This window comes from Arthrobacter sp. W4I7 (assembly GCF_030816215.1).
Lineage (GTDB): Bacteria > Actinomycetota > Actinomycetes > Actinomycetales > Micrococcaceae > Arthrobacter > Arthrobacter siccitolerans_A.
On record NZ_JAUSXU010000001.1, the window covers coordinates 2205663 to 2224737 of the forward strand.

The window sequence follows — 19075 nt, forward strand, 5'->3', positions numbered from 1 at the left end:
TTCAACCATGACAGAGGTCCACGTCCTCGGGATCCGGCACCACGGCCCCGGCTCGGCGCACTCCGTAGCCGAGGCGCTCGCCGCCCTCCGGCCCGACCTGGTGCTCGTGGAGGGGCCGCCGGAACTGGACCAGGTGATCCCCCTCCTCAACGACCCCGAGATGGTCCCGCCGGTGGCCGGGCTGATCTATGTCCCCGACGAACCCCGGCTGGCCTCCTTCTACCCGATGGCCGCGTTCTCCCCCGAATGGGTGGCCATCCGCTGGGCACTGTCCACCGGCACCCCCGGTGCGGGCCATCGACCTTCCCGCGGCGCACACTTTTGCGCTGCAACTGGCAGCTGAGCCTGCCGTACAGATGCCAACCGTGCAGATGCCAGGCGGGGCGCTGCCAGAGGAGCAGCTGCCCGACTCGGCGCCGTCAGTGGAAGGCGACGACGGCACCTCCGCCGCGCCGTCACGCCCCTACCGGCCGGACGCCATCGGTATCCTTGCGCGCGCCGCCGGGTACAGCGACGCCGAACGCTGGTGGGAGGACGCCGTCGAGCACCGCCACAGCGACCCCGTTGAACGGTTCGCTGCGCTCACCGACGCTATTGCCGAGATCCGCGCCGCCGATGACAGGCCCGCCCACCATCCGGATGTGGTGGAAAACAACCGGCGGGAGGCCTCGATGCGGCGGCTGCTGCGTGCCGCCCTCCGCGAGGGGCACGCGCGGATTGCCGTGGTGTGCGGTGCGTTCCATGCCCCGGCGCTGGTGCCCGCGGACTTCCCTCCGGTCTCGGCCGACAACAAGGTGCTGGCCGGCCTGCCCAAAACCAAGGTGGCCGTCACCTGGGTTCCTTGGACCTCCGGACGGCTCAGCCTGGCCAGCGGCTACGGTGCCGGCGTCACGGCGCCCGGCTGGTACCAGCATCTCTTTACCCACTGGATGGGCCAGGACCCCGGCACGCAGGTATCCACCACCTGGCTGGTCCGGGTAGCGCGCGCCCTGCGGCTAGAGAACCTGGACGCGTCAACGGCTTCCGTGGTGGATGCCAGCCGAATGGCAAACGCGCTCGCCGCCGTCCGCGGCCGACCCAGCCCGGGGCTGGCGGAACTTGATGATGCCGCGCAGGCGGTGCTGTGTGACGGGTCGGCGCTGCCGCTGGCCCTGGTGCACCGGGAACTGAACGTGGGGCTCGAGCTGGGAAGCGTCCCGGACTCCGCCCCCACCGTCCCCCTCGCCGCCGATCTTGCCGCCACCCAGCGCAGGCTGCGGTGGAAGCCAAGCGCCCTGGAGGAGGTCCTGACCCTCGACCTGCGCAAGCCCGCCCAGCTGGCCCGCTCGGTGCTGCTGCACCGGCTGGCACTGCTCGGAGTGGACTGGGGAATCCCCACCGAAACGGGCCGGACCCTGGGAACGTTCAAGGAGGCATGGACGCTGCAGTGGAAGCCGGAACTGGCCATCGCCGTGGTGGAGGCCAGCCGGTACGGTACCACCGTTGCCGCGGCTGCCGCAGCCTGCGTCTCCGAAACCGCCCGGGAAGACGGCAGCCTGGCCAGCCTGGGTGAATTGCTCGAGTACTGCCTCCTCGCCGACCTGCCCGAGGGACTTGACGCGGTGGTGGCGGTCCTCGCCGAGCGGACCGCCCTGCAGCAGGACGTCGCCCCGCTGCTGCAAACCATCGCACCCCTGGCCCGCACCTGCCGGTACGGCAACGTCCGTGGAGTAGACGTCACCGGCGTGCGGAAGATCCTGGACACCACCGTAGTGCGGGCCTGCGTGGGCCTGCCCACGGCCTGCGCAGGCCTGGATGATGAAGCTGCCGCGCAGATGCGCCGCGCCGTTGACTCTGCCCAGCAGGGCCTGTCCCTGGTGCCGGACCTGCCCTTGGATGACTGGCACCGGGCGCTGGCTGCCGTCGCGGGCTCAGATGTGATCCATGGTTCGGTGGCGGGAAGGGCAACCCGGCTCCTGCTGGACGCAGGACTGGTGGAAACCGGTGAGGTTGCCGCCAGGCTCAGCCGCCGGCTGTCCATTGCCGCTCCAGCCAGGGAAGCCGCCGCCTGGCTGGACGGCCTGGTCTCCGGCGACGCCACGCTGCTGATTTACGACCCGCGCCTCCTGCAGCTCGTGGACGGCTGGGTGGCAGGCGTTGACGAGGACATCTTTGCCGATGTCCTGCCGCTCCTGCGCAGGACATTCTCGGCGTTCAGCCAGCCGGAACGGCGGGAGATCGGCGAACAGGTCAGCAGGCTGGGCGGCACCGTCCACGCCGGAAGCGACGAAACACTGGACTTCGCCGCGGCCGGACCGGCGGTCCGGACGATGGCCCGGTATCTCGGATGGGACGTGGTGGCGTGACAGAACCGGATAACGACAGCCGCAGCCGCCTGGGCCGGTGGCGGCTGGTGCTCGGCGGGCACGGGGCGGACGGGGTTACTGACGGCAACGGCAACAGGGTGGAACTTTCGGTCGCCGATGCCCGGCGGGACCAGGCCCTGGAGGACCTGTACGAGGACGAGCAGCGCCGCCGCGGCGGCCTCGGCGCGTCCAGCCCCCGGGTGTCCCGCTGGCTGGGCGACATCCGCAGGTACTTCCCGTCCAGTGTGGTGCAGGTGATGCAGGCGGACGCCATGGACCGGCTGGGCCTGAAGCAGCTGCTCCTGGAGCCGGAGATGCTGCGGACGGTACAGCCCGACGTCGGCCTTGTCAGTACGCTGATCGGCCTCGGCCGGGTGATCCCGGAGCACTCCCGCGAGACGGCCAGGGCTGTGGTGCGGCAGGTGACGGACGAGCTGGAGGAACGGCTGCGTGCCAGGACCATCCAGGCGGTCACCGGCGCGTTGAACCGGGCCGCCCGGACCAGGCGGCCCAGGCACCGGGACATCGACTGGAACAGGACCATCGCCGCGAACCTCAAGCACTACCAGCCCAGGTACCACACCGTTGTTCCCGAACGGCTGGTGGGCCACGCCCGGCGCAGCACCGAGATCCAGCGCGAAATCATCCTGTGCGTCGACCAGTCCGGCTCCATGGCCGAATCCGTGGTGTACTCCAGTGTGTTCGGCGCGGTGCTCGGCTCCCTGCGGTCGGTCCGCACCCGGCTGGTGGTCTTCGACACCGAAGTGGTTGACCTGACGGACGAGCTGGAAGATCCGGTCGATGTGCTGTTCGGCGTGCAGCTGGGCGGCGGCACGGACATCAATCGTGCCCTCGCCTACTGCCAGGACCGGATCACCCAGCCCACCGAGACCATCCTGGTGCTCATCAGCGATCTCTACGAAGGCGGCATCCCCGAGGAGATGCTGCGGCGCGCCGCGAGCATCGTCGGATCCGGTGCCACCATGATCGCGCTGCTGGCCCTGAGCGACAGCGGCCACCCGTCGTTCGACTCCAGCCACGCCGCGGCCCTCGCCGGCATCGGCGTCCCCGCTTTCGCCTGCACCCCGGACCTGTTCCCGGACCTCATGGCGGCGGCCATTGAGCGGCGGGATGTGGGCGAATGGGCCGCATCGCACGACATCCCCGCCACGCACGAGTCTTAACGGCTGAACAGCCGGGTGGGGAACACCGGCCATGGCGGGGGCCTCTGGCATAGCGGGCTGAACGGGGCGAGAATGGCCTCGTGATCCCCGCTCTCCGCAGGGCGGGCAGCGAACCCATGAACGCCGCTGCCCGAAGGATCCAGCGCATCTACCTGACGTTGACGCTGGGCAATACCCTTGCGGCCTCCTTCATCTGGGGCGTGAACACACTGTTCCTGCTGGACGCCGGGCTCAGCAACTTCGAAGCCTTCGCCGCGAACGCGTTCTTCACGGTGGGCATGGTGATTTTCGAAATTCCTACCGGGGTGGTCGCCGATGGCTGGGGCCGCCGGGTGTCGTTCCTGCTGGGAACCGTGACCCTCGCCGGCTCCACCTTCCTCTATTACCTCCTGTGGCAGTTCTCCGCCCCGTTCCCGTTATGGGCCGTGGTGTCGGTCCTGCTCGGCCTGGGCTTCACCTTCTTCTCCGGAGCCGTTGAGGCCTGGCTTGTTGATGCACTCCGCTACTCCGGCTATGAAGGCGGGCTGGAGGCAGTATTCGGCCGCGGACAGATGGTGGCGGGGGCGGCGATGCTGGCCGGCTCTGCATCCGGCGGGGCGATCGCCCAGGCCACGAATCTGGGCGTGCCGTTCCTGGTGCGGGCAGGGGTGTTGCTGGCAATGTTCGCCGTAGCCATGTGGCTCATGCACGACGTCGGTTTCACCCCCGCGCGCTCCACCCACCCGCTCGGGGCGACCCGCGCCGTCCTGTCCGCGTCGATCGATAACGGACTGAAAATCCGGCCCGTCCGCTACGTGATGCTGGCCGCGCCCTTCAGCGCCGGCGTCGGCATTTATGTCTTCTACGCCCTGCAGCCGTACCTGCTGGAGCTCTTCGGCGACCCCAATGCCTACTCGGTGGCCGGGCTCGCCGCCGCAATTGTGGCGGGCGCGCAGGTCATTGGCGGTTGGCTCGCACCCTACGCCCGAAGCCTGTTCCGCAAACGCACTTCGGTACTGATCGTCAGCGGCTGTATCAGTACTTTGATTTTTCTGGTGCTGGGGTTTACCCGGGTGTTCTGGGTGGCCCTGGTCCTGCTGGCGGTCTGGGCCATCGTCGACTCCTCGGCAAGGCCGGTGCGGCCGGCATACATCAACGACATGATCCCGTCGAAAGAGCGGGCCACGGTCCTCAGCTTCGACTCGCTGATGGGATCGAGCGGTGGCGCCGTAGTTCAGCCATTGCTCGGCCGGAGCGCCGACTTGTACGGCTATGCCGCATCCTTGGCCATTGCGGGGGTTATCCAGCTTCTGGCGGTGCCGTTCCTGCTGGCCAGCCGGCGGCAGGGCTCCCCGGCCGATGAGGCCAATGCGTCCACTAAGGCCCAGGACAAGGGACCCGCCGAAGATTCCCGCGCCTGAGACGGTGGGTATAGTTGTTGGTCTCCCCGAGGAAGGCCCCGCATGATCGAGATCCTGAGCCCCACCGAAATCTCCCGGGCAAGGGAAACCGGAGCCCTGGTCGCTGATATCCTGCAGGACCTGAAGCGCCGGGCGGCAGTGGGAACCAACCTCCTGGACATCAACCGGTGGGCCGGGGAGATGATCCTCGGCGCCGGATCCTCGTCCTGCTACATCGACTACGAGCCGTCCTTCGGACGCGGGCCGTTCGGCCACTACATCTGCACGGCCGTCAACGACGCCGTGCTGCACGGGATGCCCTACGACTACACACTGGCCGACGGCGACCTGCTGACACTCGACCTCGCCGTCTCCAAAGGCGGAGTGGCTGCGGACTCCGCCATCAGCTTTATCGTGGGCGACGCCAAGCCGTTGGAGGGCATCACCATGATCGACGCGACCGAACGCGCCCTGTATGCCGGGATCGCAGTGGCCGGTCCCGGAGCGCGCATCGGCGACATCTCCCATGCCATCGGTTCCGTCCTCAGCGAGGCGGGCTACCCGGTCAACACCCAGTTCGGCGGCCACGGCATCGGATCAAGCATGCACCAGGACCCGCACGTTCCCAACACCGGACGGCCCGGCCGCGGGTACACCCTGCGTCCCGGGCTCCTGCTGGCGCTGGAACCATGGGTGATGGCGGACACCGCGGAACTCGTCACCGATGCCGACGGGTGGACGCTCCGCAGCGCCACCGGCTGCCTGACAGCCCACAGCGAGCACACGATCGCCATCACCGATGACGGTGCGGAAATCATGACCCTGCCAACTCAGAAGTAACACCCCGCCAGCCAGTCAGCGGTCCCAGGTGGCCCAGTCGGCGTCGTCGAATGCCCGGCCGCGGAAATGTGCGCGCAGGTACTCCCCCACCACCGCAGCGCCCAGGCCTCCGACGTCGGGCGCCACAACCCTGGCTCCCACCCGCCGGGCCATCCGCTGCACGAACCGTTCCAAGCTGGGGTCGTTTCCGAGCCGGAAGAACGTGGCCTGCGTGCCGGCACGCCCCAGCCGGTCGAGCTCGGCCACCGTGACCCGGATGGTTTCGGGGTCGGAGGGCCAGCAGAACCAGGCCTCGCCGTCCGGAAGCAGATGGACCGTGGGTTCGCCGTCGGTCACCAGCAGGAGGACAGGCTGCATCGACGGATGGCGGCGGAAGAAGCGGCCGGCCAGCAGCAGGCCGTGATGGAGGTTGGTTCCCTGTTCCCGCCGGGACGGCAGGGCCGTCAGCTCGCCGATGTCCATGGACCGCGCATAACGCCCGAACGTGACCAACTCCAGCCGGTCTCCGCGGAACCGCGTGGAGATGAGGTGGTGCAGCGCCAGCGCAGTGCGCTTCATCAGCACCCAGCGCCCCTCGGCGGCCATGGAGAAGGAGACGTCAACGAGCAGGACGACGGCGGCCTGGGTACGGGCCTCGGTTTCGCTGACTTCGATGTCGGCAGCGGTGAGGTGGAGCCCCTGGGCCGGGTTGCCGCCGCCGGCCACGGTGCGGCTGATCGCGTTGGTCAGGGTGCGCGTGACGTCCCAGGGCTCGGCGTCCCCGAACTCCCACTGGCGGCTCGACCCGGTCTGCTCGCCGGCGGCACCGGCCACGCGGGTGTCCCGCCGCCCCTGCCGGCCGGACAGCTGCTTTGCGGTGTCGCGCAGCAGGGACCTGCCGAGTTGCCGCATGGCCTGCGGGGACAGCCGCAGGTCGCCGTCGCTTCCCCGCCGCAGGTAGCCGCCGTCCTGCATGGCCCGTTCAATTTCGGCCAGGGTGCGGGCAGTGACGGCGGCGTTCTGCCCGAGCTGGCGGGCGAGGGCATCGAGGTCCAGGTCATCCAGGTTCGAACCGTTGTAGGACTGGGACAGCTGGTCTGCCAGTCCGTCCAGTTCAGCGATGTCTTGGAGCACGCCGGTCCCGTCGCCCAACCCCATGCCTTCCTGGCCCTCGAATCGCTCCGAACCTGTCCAGTCCTCGCCCGGCCGGAGGGCCCGCAGGCTCGAGTCGAGCTGGTCAAGCTGGGCCATCGGTTCCGGGGAGCCGAAGGCCTGGGCGGAAAGCCGCATCAGCTCATCACGCTGCTCGGGAGACATCGATTGCAGGAGCCGTTGGGCAGCGGCCGCCCGCTTGGCGAGGGCGTCAATCAGCTCCTCGACGGACTCGGGGTTCTCCGGAAAGAAGCCCCCGTGCTGGGCCATGAACTCCTGGAAATCCGCCTCCGTGTCCTCGCCGCGCCGGTGTTTGTCCAACAGTTCATTGAGGTCCCGCAGCATCCCGGCCACGGCTGCCTTGTCCTCGTCCGTGGCGTTTTGGAGTGCCTGCTTCATGCCGGCGAACCTCTGGTCCAGGACCTCCCGGCCCAGCAGGTCCTTGATCCGCTCGTAGGCCTCCCGGGCGGTGCCCGACTGCCAGTCATAGGAAGCCAGTTCGTTGACCGCAGCCGCTGTGGACTGCGGCAGGTTCTGCAGCTGCATCTCCCGGAAGGCGCGATCGTTGTTGTCCATCATGGCGTCGCGGGCCAGCTGCTTGCGCTCCTCCAGCACCGCCGTCTCCAAGAGCTTCTGCACCTCGTTCAGGGTGCCGTCCAGCCGGTGCCGGCCCAGCAGTTCGCTGCGGCGCTGCTGGACCCGCCGCGCAAGATCATCCAGGCCCTCCCGGTCCCGGCCGCCGCGGCGCAGGAACTCCTGCAGCGCATGCCGGGGTGAGTAGCCGGCCATCACGTCTTCGGCGACGGCGTCCAGCGCCTCGGCAAGGTCAACCGGCGGCGCGAGCGGGTCCGGCCCGCCGGTGTAGCGGCCGTACCTGGCGGAGTGGTTGTGGCTGGCCATGACGCCTCCTGTTCCGGCCGCCTGTTCCTGGCTGTACTGCTTCCAGCCCTGCGGCTAGCCGTAGATGGTTTCCTCGTCGTCGGACTCCTTGGAGATCCGGCGGGCCAGGTACAAGCCTTCCAGGGCAAGTTCGATGGCGGCAGCACGCTGCCCCTGGTTCGTCGCGCCCAGGCGCCCGCTGATCTCGTCGTAAAGCCCGGACCCATTGAGGGAGGGCAGGTTCTCGAGGAATTCCTGGGCGGTGACGTGCTCCCCGGTGGTGACTGTCCGGTGACCGTCGAGTGCGGCGACAAGCGGGCCCAGGTCGATGCCGTGGTAGTGGGCGCGCACCGCTTCTGCCGTGGCCGTCCGCAGGAGGTGGTCGAGGACGGCCTGTTCGCGGCCTTCCTCGCCGGACTCGAATTCGATCTTTCCCGAGAGGACGTCCACCGCGGCGCCCAGGTCCACGATCCGCGCCACGGCTTCCCCTTCGCCGCGGACGCTGGCGCGGCGCAGTGCAGCGGCCGCAACTGTTTCGGCTCCGGCGATGGCGAACCGGGCCGAGACGCCGGAGGTCTGGTTGATCGCCGGGGACTGCCGGAGCGCGCGGGTGTAGCGGGCCAGGATTTCCAGGATGACCGGCGGAACGTCGGCCACCAGCTGTCCCTCCTGCCGGACCACGGCCACCTCGTCGTCCAGCTCGATGGGGTAGTGCGTGCGGATCTCGGCGCCGAACCGGTCCTTCAGGGGCGTGATGATCCGGCCGCGGTTGGTGTAGTCCTCCGGATTGGCGGACGCGACCACGAGCACGTCCAGCGGCAGCCGGAGCACGTAGCCTCGGATCTGGATATCGCGCTCCTCCATCACGTTGAGCATTGACACCTGGATCCGTTCGGCCAGGTCCGGCAGTTCATTGATGGCGATGATGCCGCGGTTGGAACGCGGGACCAGGCCGTAGTGGATGGTCTCCGGATCGCCCAGGCGGCGGCCCTCGGCCACGCGCATCGGGTCAACGTCGCCGATCAAGTCGGCGACTGAGGTATCCGGCGTCGCAAGCTTCTCGACGTAGCGTTCGGAGCGGTGCCGCCACGCCACCCGCAGCCTGTCCCCTTCGGTGAGGGCACGGGCCCGCGACTGCTCGGTAATGGGCTCGTACGGGTGCTCGTTCAGTTCCGAGTCCTCGATCACTGGCGACCACTCGTCCAGCAGCCCGGCCAGCGTGCGCAGGAGCCGCGTCTTGCCCTGCCCCCGCTCACCCAGCAGCACCACGTCATGGCCTGCGATCAGGGCGCGCTCGAGCTGGGGAAGGACGGTGCGGCTGAAGCCGTACAGCCCGGGCCAAGGATCACGCCCTTCGGCGAGCACGGCAAGCAGGTTGTCGCGGATTTCGTGGCGCAGGTCTTTCTGGATATGGCCGGCTGCACGCAATTCACCAACAGTGAAGATTTCGGGACGATCAGTCACCACTCCACGGTAGCCCTACCCCTGCCCGGAATCGAGGAAATTCCGGGAATCGTCACACCCAGACCCGCCGGTCCCCTTACTCTTGGTGTTGATGACTGCTCAGAGCACACTCCTTCTCCTGATACGCCATGGGGAGACTCCCACCACCGGGAAGGTGCTGCCTGGCCGCGCGCCGGGACTGCACCTGTCCGAGCGGGGCCGGGCCCAGGCTGACCGGGTCGCCGAACGCCTCACGGGTTTACCCGTCCACGCCATCTACTCGTCGCCGCTGGAGCGCACCAGCGAGACTGCCGCCCCCTCCGCATCCCGCACCGGCCTGCCGCTGCATCACGACGACGGGCTGATCGAATGCGACGTCGGCGACTGGACGGGCGCGGCGCTCGCCGAACTGGCGGCACTGCCGCAATGGCAGGGCGTGCAGCACAGCCCCTCAACGTTCCGCTTTCCCAATGGGGAGAGCTTCACGCAGATGCAGGCGCGGATGGTTGGCGCACTCGAGGTGCTGCGCGCCGCACACCCCGCCGCCGTCGTCGTATGTTTCTCCCATGCCGACCCCATCAAGGCCGCCGTGGCGCACGCCATGGGAACGCATCTGGACCTGTTCCAGCGGATCATGATCAGCCCTGGTTCAGTGTCGGCCGTCGAGTATGTGGAGGGCCGTCCGCCGGCGGTGCTGATGGTGAATTCGACGGCGGAACCTTTGAGCGGGCTGAGGGGGCCGTGATAACCGTGGGTGCCAAACCAAGGGACTGCCGGTGTCCGGGCGGGAGCTGACACTGCTGGGCGAAGGCCGTGTGTACCTGGTGGCCCGCATTCCCCGCAGCAGCAACGCCACCTTCCTCGTCCGCGTCTCCGATGGTGACGACTCGGCCCAGGCCGTGTACAAACCGGAGTCCGGGGAACGGCCGTTGTCCGACTTTGAACCCGGGCTGTACCGGCGCGAACGCGCGGCCTACCTGCTCAGCGAATACCTGCAGTGGGGCCTCGTGCCGCCCACGGTGATCCGCGATGACTCACCCTTGGGTGTCGGCTCGCTGCAATGGTTTGTCGCGTGTGACTACCGGGAGCACTACTTCGTCCTGTACGAGGACGCGCCGGAAACGCACAGCGACCTGTCCCGGATTGCCCTGTTCGACTTCGTTACCAACAACACCGACCGCAAGAGCGGGCACGTGCTGCGCGGCCATGACGGACGCGTGTGGGGCATCGACCACGGGCTGTGCTTTTCGGCAGACTTCAAACTGCGCACGGTCATCTGGGACTTCGCCGGCGAACCGGTCCCGGACGCCCTGCTGGAAGATATTGCCCCGCTTGGAGAAGAGGTTCCTGCCCCGGTGGCGGAGCTGCTGGATGCGGCGGAAGTCCGGGCGCTGCGGCGCCGGGTGCAGCGCGTACTGAACAGCGGCGTGCTGCCGGTTGACCCCACGGGCATGCGTTACCCCTGGCCGCTGGTGTAGGTCACCTCAATGCAATCCGAAGCCGCCCACTGGCAACCCGCATCCCATGTTTCCGAACCGGCACCAGGCGTCTTTCACGTCCAGGGCCCGGCCTCGAACTGGATCGTGGTCCGCGACCTGACGGGCTTCATGCTCATCGACTCCGGCTACCCGTCCGACCGCCCCCTGGTCCTGGCGTCTATCCGCCACGTGGGGCTGGAGCCCGCATACGCCCGGGCTGTGCTCATCACGCACGGCCATGTTGACCACACCGGGTCCGCGGCCTACTTCGCCAACACGTTCGGCACCGCCATCCTGTGCGCGCCCGAAGAGCTGGCCCACGTCCAGGGCAGGGAAAAGCACCAGGTCACCTTCGGCCAGGTCATCGTGCGCGCCTGGCAGCCCCGCGTCTTCCGCTGGTTGCTCCACGTCATCAAAGCCGGCGCACTGACGGCACAGCCCGCAACCCAGGCCCGGCCGTGGGATGCGGAGACGCTCCGCAGCCTGCCGGGCCGTCCCGAAGCCATCGCAGTGCCCGGACACACGCCGGGGAATGCCGTGATCCTGCTCCCGGAAGCCGGCGCCATCGCCGTCGGGGATTCCTTTGTAACCGGCCATCCGCTGAGCCGGAAGAGCGGACCCCAGATGCTGCATCCCATGTTCCATTCGGATCCGGCCGCGGCCCTGGAGGCAACGCGCCGGTTCGACGCCGTCTCCGCGTCCGTGATCCTTCCCGGCCACGGCCCGGCACTGCAGATGACCCTGGCAGACGCCTTGGCGGCCCTGCGCAACCAGGACTGATAGAACGGGCCGGAGTGGCCTACTGTCCGGGAGGCATCACCGGCGGGACGAAGTTGAACGTCATCCCCAGGAGCCAGACCAGCAGCAGCACCACCGGCAGGTGGAACACAAACTGCAGGAACGTGAAGCCCACCAGGTCGCGGGCCCGCAGCCGAAGCACCGCCAGCAGCGGCAGCATAAAGAACGGGTTGACCAGATTCGGCAGCGCCTCGGCGATGTTGTAGATCTGCACGGTCCAGCCGAGGTTCATCTGCACATCAGTGGCGGACTGCATCACGTAGGGCGCCTCCACGAGCCACTTGCCGCCGCCGGACGGTACCAGCAGTCCCAGCACTGCGGTGTAGAGCGCAATGACGACGGCGAACGCGCCGTTGCCGCCGATGTCGGAGAAGAACTGGGCCAGGTGGGAGGAGATGGTCATGCCGCCATTGCCGGTGGCCTTGGTCAGGATCGCGGCCATGGCCGCGTACAAGGGGAACTGGACCAGGATCCCGGCGGTTGCCGGAACGGCCTTGGTGACGGCCTGCAGGAAGTTCCGGGGTGTCCCGTGCAGCACCAGGCCCAGGATCAGGAACACCAGCAGGTAACCGTTCAGGCTGCTGACCACGGTCAGGAACGGCTTGGTCAGGTATTGGGAGACCAGCCAGCCGAGGGTCAGGATGCCGGCAAGGATGGGCAGGATCCGGCTGTATTCGAGCCACTCGCCCGGGCGGGAACGGGGCGCCGGTTCGCTGGGTTCGTCGTCGAGGTCGACGCCGAGATCCTCCGCCGTGCGGATGGCGCCGCCGCGGGGCGCCGAGAAATGTGCGATCACGGTGGTGAGGGCCATCAGGATGACGAGGGTGAGCAGGGACTGCCAGGTGAAGATCGTTGTCCCGAAGTCGAGGATTCCGGTGATCTTCAGCAGGGCCGGAGGCAGCGAGGCAGCCGTGGCCTGCAACTGCGCCGCCGAGGAGGACAGTCCCAGGGCCCAGACGGCGCCGAGGCCCATAAAGGCGGCCGCGCCAAGGGCCCGGTAGTCCACGGTGAGGTCTTTGCGCCGGGCGATCGCCCTGGCCAGCAGCCCGCCAAAGATGAGGCTGAGCCCCCAGTTCAGGAAGGACACGGACATGGACATCAGTGCCACGAAGCTCACCGCCGTGCGGGCAGTGGACGGGATGAGGGCCAGCCGCTTGATGAGCCTGGCCACCGGCGGGGAGGTTGCCACCACGTAACCGGTGAGAACCACCATGGCCATCTGCAGCGTGAAAGCGGTCAGGTCCCAGAAGCCGTTGCCGAAGGAATCGGCGATGGACTGCGGTGAAGCGCCGATGGCCAGGGCCGCGACGGCGATGATCACCACGCCGGCCAGGGCGAAGATATATGCATCCGGGAACCATTTTTCGGTCCAGGCCGCCATTTTCTGGGCGACCCGGGCCAGCCCGCGTTCTTCGGTTGCGCTCTGCGTCAGGACTGTGTTTCCCACCGGTATTACCTCTCCATCGAGTGCCTCGTCGTTACCCGAAGGAGCTTAGTGCGGGCCAGCCGGGAAACCGGTTAATCAGCACTAACCCTGCGTGCCGCCGGCCTCCAACGCAGCATCGGTGTCTGTCGGCGCGGCCCGGTGATCCACTCCGGCCGCCAGTTCGTCAATCCTGTCGAGCGCCGAGTTGAGCCGCTGGACCGTTGCCCACAGGACCGGCTGCTCGTCGCGGATCTGTTCGAGCGTGGCGCCGGCGGATCGAACGGTTGCGAGGTCGAAACTGATGTTCGTGCGCGCCCCTGCCACCGCCGCCCGCAGGGCACCGAATGCCACCACCACATCGGCAATCAGTGCCGGGTTCCCGTTGGCGGCGAGCCAGCCAAGGTCCTCAATGGCTTCAATCGCGCGTTCACCCAGCACGGCCGATGCTTTGGCAGCGTTCACCGACGCCCGGTGGATGGCGTCGTCGCGTTCCGGCCCTGGTTCCAGCCGGAAGGCGGCGCCAAACGCTTCGGAAGCGGCAGCATCGTCGTCGGCAAGTGTGAGGGCTGTCCTGCGCAGCGTGTGCGCACGCTCGTGGACATCCGCCAGTTCCTTCCGCTGCTGTTCGCCGGGTTCGGTGTAGCCGGCCACCATGGACGTGAGCGATGCTGCGATGGCAAGCATCACCCCCGTCCCGGCCCCTCCGCCCGGCGAGCCCTTGGACTCCGCCAGCGCCTGGGTCCAGTCTTCAACCGTAGAATCCTGCGTTGTCACCGCTTCAGAATCAGCCATGGCACCCATTCTCCCTACTTCTTCGCAGGTTGGATGTCCGCTGAAGGACAGCAGGGTGAAACGGCGTAGCCGTGGATGCCCACTGCCGGGTCAGCCCTTCCGTTCCGCCCGGTACGCCCGCGGACTGACGCCGTGCAGCCGCCGGAACTGCCGGGAGAAGTAGAACTGGTCCGTCAAGCCCACCTCACGCCCCACCTCTGCGACCGGCAGGTCGGTAGTGTCCAGCAGGAGCCGGGCCCGCGCCATCTTCAGCGCGGTGTGGTGGGCCAGCACTCCCCCGCCGGTCGACTCGCGGAACAGCTTGCTCAGCTGCGACGACGACACCCCCACCAGCGACGCCAGGTCAGGCAGCCGGATGGCACCGTCCACCCTGTCTTCCAGGAACTTTATCGCCTGCTGCAGCGGCGTGCCCTGGCCGGGGACGCGGCGGTCCACGGCCAGGGTGGCCAGCAGCTTCCATGCCATACCCGCAGTGGCCACCAGGCGGGCCGGCGACTGGTCCTGCTCCAGTGCCGTGATGATCTCGTCCAGCATGGCCGTCAGCCGGTCCACGGCGACCAGCGGAATGACCGGCCGGCCGGCACGGACACCGGACTCTTCAATCAGCTCCGCGGCGTCCGAGCCGAGGACATGGCACCACCAGATGGTCCAGGGGTCGTCCGTGGAGGCGCCGTACGCATGGGCTTCCCCCGTGCCGCCGGGAAGGACGACGGCGGCGCCCTTGCCGACGTCGAACCGGTTGCCGGCGGTTTCCACCCACCCCGAGCCCGCGACGCAGAGGATCACGATGGTTTCGTGCGCGCCTTCGGGCCGGTGCCGGCCGTGGGCGTCAGCGACGGGAAAGACCCCGGCGTCGGTGACTACGAGCCGGCGGGTGACGGGACGGGCGAGCGCTTCCCGCACCAAGGGTCGCGGCACCACCACCAGCCGCTGGTTCTGGAATCCCGTTGCCCGCTCCACGACCATCCCTTTCGTCACCAAACGTCCATATTATGCCGGACAGGATCACTCAGGCGGGAGCCTCCTGCCACGTCGTCCAGTCGATCAGCTCCACCTTGTCCAAAGCGGCCAGGTCGCCGTCGGCATCGTCACGCCTGCGCTGCGCCGCCAGCGGCACACCAACCTTCGCGTCCTTCGGGAGGGGAAGAATCTGGAGCAGGATTTCCGCGCCGGGGCGGATGCCGGCGTCGTGCGTTTCGATCACCCAGGGGGAACCGTCCCAGAAGCGGTCCGCAACCACGATGCCGTCCACGAGCAGCCGCGCAACGTCTCCGGCCCACGCGATTTCGAGCTCGGCGTGCCCCTTCCCTTCCCTTGGAGGGAATGCCGCCGTCGCATCAATCCGGTAGACCTCTGCACGTTCCTCCATGTCGCCGTCGGCGGGTGCGGCCGCCCTGCCGGCCAGGGAGCCAAAAGAAGCCGGGACGGGCGCGGCCGCCCTGATGAGTGCCGCATCAATGGTTTGCCGGGCTGCTCCCGGTTCCGCCGATACCGGGCGCACCTCCTCAAACTGACACGATGCTGTGGAGTACCGTCGGACCGAAGGTGACCCGACGGACCTTCCGGCCAGGAGTCCGTCCGCGCCAACCCACAGCGGGCCGGCAGACAGGACCAGTTCCCGTCCGCGCGGAGTGTCCAGGGCCCAGGCCTCGTCGGCCAGGTCAGCAGGCAGGACGAGGATTTTCAGCGAGCCTTCCACGGACCGTGCCGTCACGCTGGCTGACCCGGCGGTGTCAATGACGTGCGTGTTGCCGCCCACCGCAGTAGCCGGTCCCTCAAGAACGGTGCCCTCCGCCAGGCACAGCTGCGCTTCGATTCCGGCTTCGGCCGTGAGGACCAGCGTTGGTGCCGCTTCCGGGCCCAGGAGGGTCAGGGCTGATGCCGTGGCCCAGCCCAGCCGGACTCCCGCAATATCGAGGTTGACCGGCCAGGCGGCGATCGTCCCGGCAGGGATCGCGATGGGCTGGTGGGGAAAGGTCACCGTGTCCGCCGGAAGCGAGAGGCTGAACTGCGCGCCGCCGTAGTCCGGCAGGGGAATGTGGGGCTGGTGCCAGGTGATGAACACGAAGCCTGACCGCCCGTCCGATCGCAACGCCCAGCGCAGGGTCTCCGAGTCCTCGACGCCGGCCGGTACCTGGTCCGGCAGCGTGGACGGCATCGGGGCGAGCCGGTCTCCGAACGCGGCCAGGAAAGCGTGTTGCCTGCGCAGCAGCCCGAAGCTGGGCGCAAGCCTGCCGGCGGCGCCGATCGGGGCGTGGAAGTCATAGTCGAACACCGGAAGGTCGTTGGGGTAGCCCGTGGCCTGGGATTCCTGCAGGCCGCCCGCGGGATTGGTTCCGCCGGTGAACATGTAATAGCCCTGCCAGCCCGAGCCGCTGCCGATTTTGTTGTTGGCCACGGCGGCCACGTCTTCGCCCCGGGGCCACGGGCGGCGCTGGTAGGCCGTGGCCATGCCGCCGGTCAATTCACAGGTGGCGGGCGGGTAGAACGCGGACGGGGACCGGGGCGGTGCTGCATTACTTCCCGAGAATTTCTCGCGCAGGTCGGCGCCGATGCCGGGATCGTCCCACTGGTGGCTGAAGAAATAGTGCTGCCGGAAGGTGGGATCCCAGGGAGCGTCGGCATCCACCCAGAAGCCGTCGCCGTAGCCGCCGAAGACCGGCAGGACCTCCTCTTCGGGGACGTCAGCCCCGCCCCACGCCGTGGCCGTCCAGATCGGGGCGTCGAGGCCAGCTGCCCGGGCCAGTTTCTTGAGCGCAGTGAGGTGCCGGGGCTGGTCGTAGAGTTCATTGTCCAGCTGGATCCCAACGACGTTGCTGCCCGGCCCGGTGAGGCCTTGCAGTTCTGCGCCGAGGCGGTTGAACCAGCGTTCCACCAGGGCCAGGTAGGCGGCATCATTCGTCCGGTGTTCGACGGCGGCGGCCTGGACCCAGTCCGGGAAGCCACCGTTCCGGACCTCGCCGTGGGCCCAGGGGCCGATCCGGAGAACCACGTCCAGATCCAGGTCAGCGCAGAGGCGGACGAAGGCGGCCACGTCCAGGTTGCCATCAAAGCGGGCCTGGCCCTCAGTCTGTTCGTGGTGGATCCAGAACACGTAGCAGGCCACCACCGTGATGCCACCGGCCTTCATCAACCGCAGCCGGTCTTCCCAGCGGTTGCGGGGCAGCCGGCTGAAGTGGATTTCGCCCGACACCGGCACGATTGGACGGCCATCCACTTCGATGTAGCGGCTGGTGAGCCGCCATCTGCCGTGCTGGTCTTCCGTGTTGCTCATGGGCGGGAGCTGAAGGGGCCTCTCGTGGGGCCGGTGGGTGACCGTCAGGAGTTCGAGAGTGGTTTGTTCGGGACGCATGGGTTCTTTCAGCTCGCGGGGGCGGTCAGGATGAGGTTGTTCATACGGTGTTGCCAGGTTTCGTTGGCCCACGGAGGGTGGTGCTGGGCGGCGTTGGAGCACAGGACCATACCCCAGATTCCGTGGTCCAGTGCCGTATGGATGCCGCACTCGGCGAGGTCCCGGCCGATGGGCCTTCCTCGAAGGTGCCGTGGAGCGGGGTGTACCCGATCCAGCCTTCGCCCACCACAGCCGGGAGCTTTTTCCAGCGCGCCCACACGGCGATGGCGATGACGCGCGACTCGATCTCCCGCCGCATCACCTCCCGGGCAGCACAGGAAGGTCTGGGGCTCATCAGTCCGGTTGTACAGCCGGGCCTCCACCTCAATCAGGGAACTGCCGGGGCGAAGCCGGACCCCGTGGGTGCCCCGCATCCGCTGCAGCGGATCCAGGTCGCTATGCCACAGCGTCACCTGGCCGCCGTCGCGGCGCTCCACCGAGGTTTCCACCGGGAGGAAGGTTGCCGGGCGGTGGTGCTGCGGCCAATTGAACTCCACGCCGCCCGAAATCCAGGGCCGGGCCAGCCCCACCAGGCCGGGCTTGATCACGTTGTTCCGGTAAAAGAAGTCGTAGCCGGCCGTTTTATCGAAGCCAATGTGGATGCGGCCGCCGATCTCCGGAAGCAGCATCAGGCGCACGTACTCGTTTTCCACGTGGATGGCCTGTCAGACGCGGGGCTTCTTTGACGCCGCGATGCTGTCGACGAAGGGCATGGGGTTCCACCTTGCCGCTGGAGCCCTGGTACACGCGCCGGTCCGGGAACAGCGGATACCGGTCCGGCTCCCCCGGAGCATACGTGTCAATCGAGACCGGCTCTGACCAGCAGGCAACGCCACCGGCATCCAGGACTGCCTGCTGATCGGGTGGCGCGTCGGGCAAAAGTATGCGGGACTTGTTTTCATGCACGGATGAAAGCCTATGGAGTTCCTGACGCAGTTCCCATGGCATATTGGCGCGGGTACATGGACGATCGTGTACACGCGCGCAGCTCCCCTGTTGCCCAATCGCGGGCTGTGCCAGTATCGCAACATGGTGAATCCCCTGCGGCCCGAAGACTTGCGGGCGTGCCTCACCCATCCCCATGCGACCATCGCCACCGCTGCGGGAGCGGTGGCGTACGCCGACCGGGGCACGGGTGTGCCGCTCCTTGCTGTTCATGGAACCCTTGGGGGCTGGGACCAGGGACTGGTGGCCACCGAGTTTTTCCGGACCAACGGGTTCCGCATCATCGCGCCAAGCCGTCCGGGCTATCTGGGTACGCCCCTGGCCACAGGACGCACTCCGGCAGAGCAGGGCGATGCGCTCGCAGCACTGCTGGACGCCCTCGGTATCGAAAGGGTCAGGGTGTTCGCCGGGTCCGGCGGCGGCCCGGCGGCCTATGCGCTGGCGGCACGGCATCCGGATCGGGTAATTAAGCTGGTGCAGGTTGACTCAGTCTGCCTTCCGATTCCACCGTTCCCGTTGGCCAGGTTGTTCGCAAGGGATCCGGCCCTCCAGTTTCAGCTCTGGCTGCTCCGGCACGCCGCAACACCCATGGTCAAGTTGATGCTCGGGCGCTTCGGTAATGGAGCTTCCCGGGACGAGGCTACCCGCCGCGCCGCCGGCATCACCGCTGACCCTGTCCGTTTAGTGCACCTCGAAGCCATCCTTCTGGCCTCTTCCGGTTGGGCCCACCGCCGGGACGGATACGACAATGACTCCGCCTCGTTGAGAGCGTTAACCCCGCTGGACCTTCAGGCGATCGCCTGCCCCACGCTCATCATGCACGGCACCGCGGATGCAAGCGTGCCGCCGGAGAACGCCCGGCACGCACACCATCAGATCCACGGCTCAGAGTTGTACTGGATGCACGGTTCCCATGTGGCGTTCTTCCTCGAGGAAGGCGATACGGCTCCCTTGTACGCGCTGGACTGGCTGCGGGGCAACAACTCCGGGTAGTCGGTGGTTGAGCCTGCCGAGGCCCAAAGGGCTCAATCCTCGGTGCTTTCC

Annotated in this window: 16 protein-coding genes; 9 read left to right on the forward strand and 7 right to left on the reverse strand. The window is 68.0% G+C overall.

Translation table 11 applies throughout. The features are described 5' to 3' along the window. The first annotated feature begins 7 nt into the window (after positions 1-7). From QF047_RS10240 to map, 5 genes are all read left to right on the forward strand, one after another. Positions 8-343 carry a DUF5682 family protein gene (locus tag QF047_RS10240; protein WP_307276369.1) on the forward strand — a complete coding sequence of 112 codons (336 nt, stop codon included), beginning with the start codon at positions 8-10 and terminating at the stop codon, positions 341-343. After that, on the forward strand, positions 288-2345 hold the full coding sequence (locus QF047_RS10245) for a DUF5682 family protein (protein ID WP_307276371.1): 2058 nt from the start codon (positions 288-290) through the stop codon (positions 2343-2345). Before QF047_RS10240 ends, QF047_RS10245 begins: the two co-directional genes overlap by 56 nt. Then, positions 2342-3529: a VWA domain-containing protein gene (locus tag QF047_RS10250; protein WP_307276374.1), complete on the forward strand. Its 1188-nt coding sequence runs from the start codon at positions 2342-2344 to the stop codon at positions 3527-3529. The genes QF047_RS10245 and QF047_RS10250 overlap by 4 nt, the downstream gene beginning before the upstream one ends. 116 nt (positions 3530-3645) lie before the next feature. Continuing rightward, a complete protein-coding gene (locus QF047_RS10255; protein ID WP_307281883.1) occupies positions 3646-4929 on the forward strand; it encodes an MFS transporter in 1284 nt (427 codons plus the stop codon). A 42-nt stretch (positions 4930-4971) separates the two neighbouring features. Further along, on the forward strand, positions 4972-5748 hold the full coding sequence (gene map, locus QF047_RS10260) for a type I methionyl aminopeptidase (RefSeq protein WP_307276378.1): 777 nt from the start codon (positions 4972-4974) through the stop codon (positions 5746-5748). Positions 5749-5763: 15 nt separating this feature from the next. Here the strand turns inward: map and QF047_RS10265 are convergent, their stop codons facing one another. Beyond that, a complete protein-coding gene (locus QF047_RS10265; RefSeq protein WP_307276383.1) occupies positions 5764-7779 on the reverse strand; it encodes a VWA domain-containing protein in 2016 nt (671 codons plus the stop codon). A gap of 54 nt (positions 7780-7833) precedes the next feature. Then, positions 7834-9222: a sigma 54-interacting transcriptional regulator gene (locus tag QF047_RS10270; protein ID WP_307276385.1), complete on the reverse strand. Its 1389-nt coding sequence runs from the start codon at positions 9220-9222 to the stop codon at positions 7834-7836. Between the two features lie 91 nt (positions 9223-9313). Here QF047_RS10270 and QF047_RS10275 point away from each other — a divergent pair, with 91 nt between their 5' ends. The 3 genes from QF047_RS10275 to QF047_RS10285 are packed head-to-tail and all read left to right on the forward strand — an operon-like array spanning position 9314 to position 11459. Continuing rightward, positions 9314-9946 (forward strand): MSMEG_4193 family putative phosphomutase, encoded by a 633-nt coding sequence (locus QF047_RS10275; RefSeq protein WP_307276388.1) that lies wholly within the window; start codon positions 9314-9316, stop codon positions 9944-9946. A gap of 31 nt (positions 9947-9977) precedes the next feature. Beyond that, the gene (locus QF047_RS10280; protein WP_307276391.1) at positions 9978-10679 is read left to right on the forward strand and encodes an SCO1664 family protein; all 702 of its coding nucleotides are present in this window, start codon (positions 9978-9980) and stop codon (positions 10677-10679) included. 9 nt (positions 10680-10688) lie between these two features. Then, complete coding sequence (locus QF047_RS10285) at positions 10689-11459, forward strand: MBL fold metallo-hydrolase (protein ID WP_307276393.1); 771 nt, start codon at positions 10689-10691, stop codon at positions 11457-11459. A gap of 19 nt (positions 11460-11478) precedes the next feature. Here the strand turns inward: QF047_RS10285 and QF047_RS10290 are convergent, their stop codons facing one another. The 5 genes from QF047_RS10290 to QF047_RS10310 form a co-directional block, all read right to left on the reverse strand. Next, entirely contained in the window at positions 11479-12924 is a 1446-nt protein-coding gene (locus tag QF047_RS10290; RefSeq protein ID WP_306633208.1) for a short-chain fatty acid transporter, read from the reverse strand. A gap of 81 nt (positions 12925-13005) precedes the next feature. Continuing rightward, positions 13006-13695: a cyclodeaminase/cyclohydrolase family protein gene (locus QF047_RS10295; protein WP_307276401.1), complete on the reverse strand. Its 690-nt coding sequence runs from the start codon at positions 13693-13695 to the stop codon at positions 13006-13008. Between the two features lie 90 nt (positions 13696-13785). Beyond that, positions 13786-14673 carry an AraC family transcriptional regulator gene (locus QF047_RS10300; protein WP_307276404.1) on the reverse strand — a complete coding sequence of 296 codons (888 nt, stop codon included), beginning with the start codon at positions 14671-14673 and terminating at the stop codon, positions 13786-13788. 31 nt (positions 14674-14704) lie between these two features. Then, positions 14705-16969, reverse strand: coding sequence for a beta-galactosidase (locus QF047_RS10305; RefSeq protein WP_307276407.1), 2265 nt, complete (start codon positions 16967-16969; stop codon positions 14705-14707). An 86-nt stretch (positions 16970-17055) separates the two neighbouring features. Then, complete coding sequence (locus tag QF047_RS10310; RefSeq protein ID WP_307276410.1) at positions 17056-17739, reverse strand: DUF5107 domain-containing protein; 684 nt, start codon at positions 17737-17739, stop codon at positions 17056-17058. A gap of 376 nt (positions 17740-18115) precedes the next feature. On the opposite strand from QF047_RS10310, the gene QF047_RS10315 reads away from it, so the two are divergent. Continuing rightward, positions 18116-19024 carry an alpha/beta fold hydrolase gene (locus tag QF047_RS10315; protein WP_307276413.1) on the forward strand — a complete coding sequence of 303 codons (909 nt, stop codon included), beginning with the start codon at positions 18116-18118 and terminating at the stop codon, positions 19022-19024. The last annotated feature ends 51 nt before the right edge of the window (positions 19025-19075 follow it).

Excerpts from the sequence above, each read along its gene's own strand:
- QF047_RS10240 (WP_307276369.1), top strand. The coding sequence starts at position 8 with ATGACAGAGGTCCACGTCCTCGGGATCCGGCACCACGGCCCCGGCTCG.
- QF047_RS10255 (WP_307281883.1), top strand. The coding sequence starts at position 3,646 with ATGAACGCCGCTGCCCGAAGGATCCAGCGCATCTACCTGACGTTGACG.
- map (WP_307276378.1), top strand. The coding sequence starts at position 4,972 with ATGATCGAGATCCTGAGCCCCACCGAAATCTCCCGGGCAAGGGAAACC.
- QF047_RS10265 (WP_307276383.1), bottom strand. The coding sequence starts at position 7,779 with ATGGCCAGCCACAACCACTCCGCCAGGTACGGCCGCTACACCGGCGGG.
- QF047_RS10275 (WP_307276388.1), top strand. The coding sequence starts at position 9,314 with ATGACTGCTCAGAGCACACTCCTTCTCCTGATACGCCATGGGGAGACT.
- QF047_RS10285 (WP_307276393.1), top strand. The coding sequence starts at position 10,689 with ATGCAATCCGAAGCCGCCCACTGGCAACCCGCATCCCATGTTTCCGAA.
- QF047_RS10295 (WP_307276401.1), bottom strand. The coding sequence starts at position 13,695 with ATGGCTGATTCTGAAGCGGTGACAACGCAGGATTCTACGGTTGAAGAC.
- QF047_RS10305 (WP_307276407.1), bottom strand. The coding sequence starts at position 16,969 with ATGAGCAACACGGAAGACCAGCACGGCAGATGGCGGCTCACCAGCCGC.
- QF047_RS10315 (WP_307276413.1), top strand. The coding sequence starts at position 18,116 with ATGGTGAATCCCCTGCGGCCCGAAGACTTGCGGGCGTGCCTCACCCAT.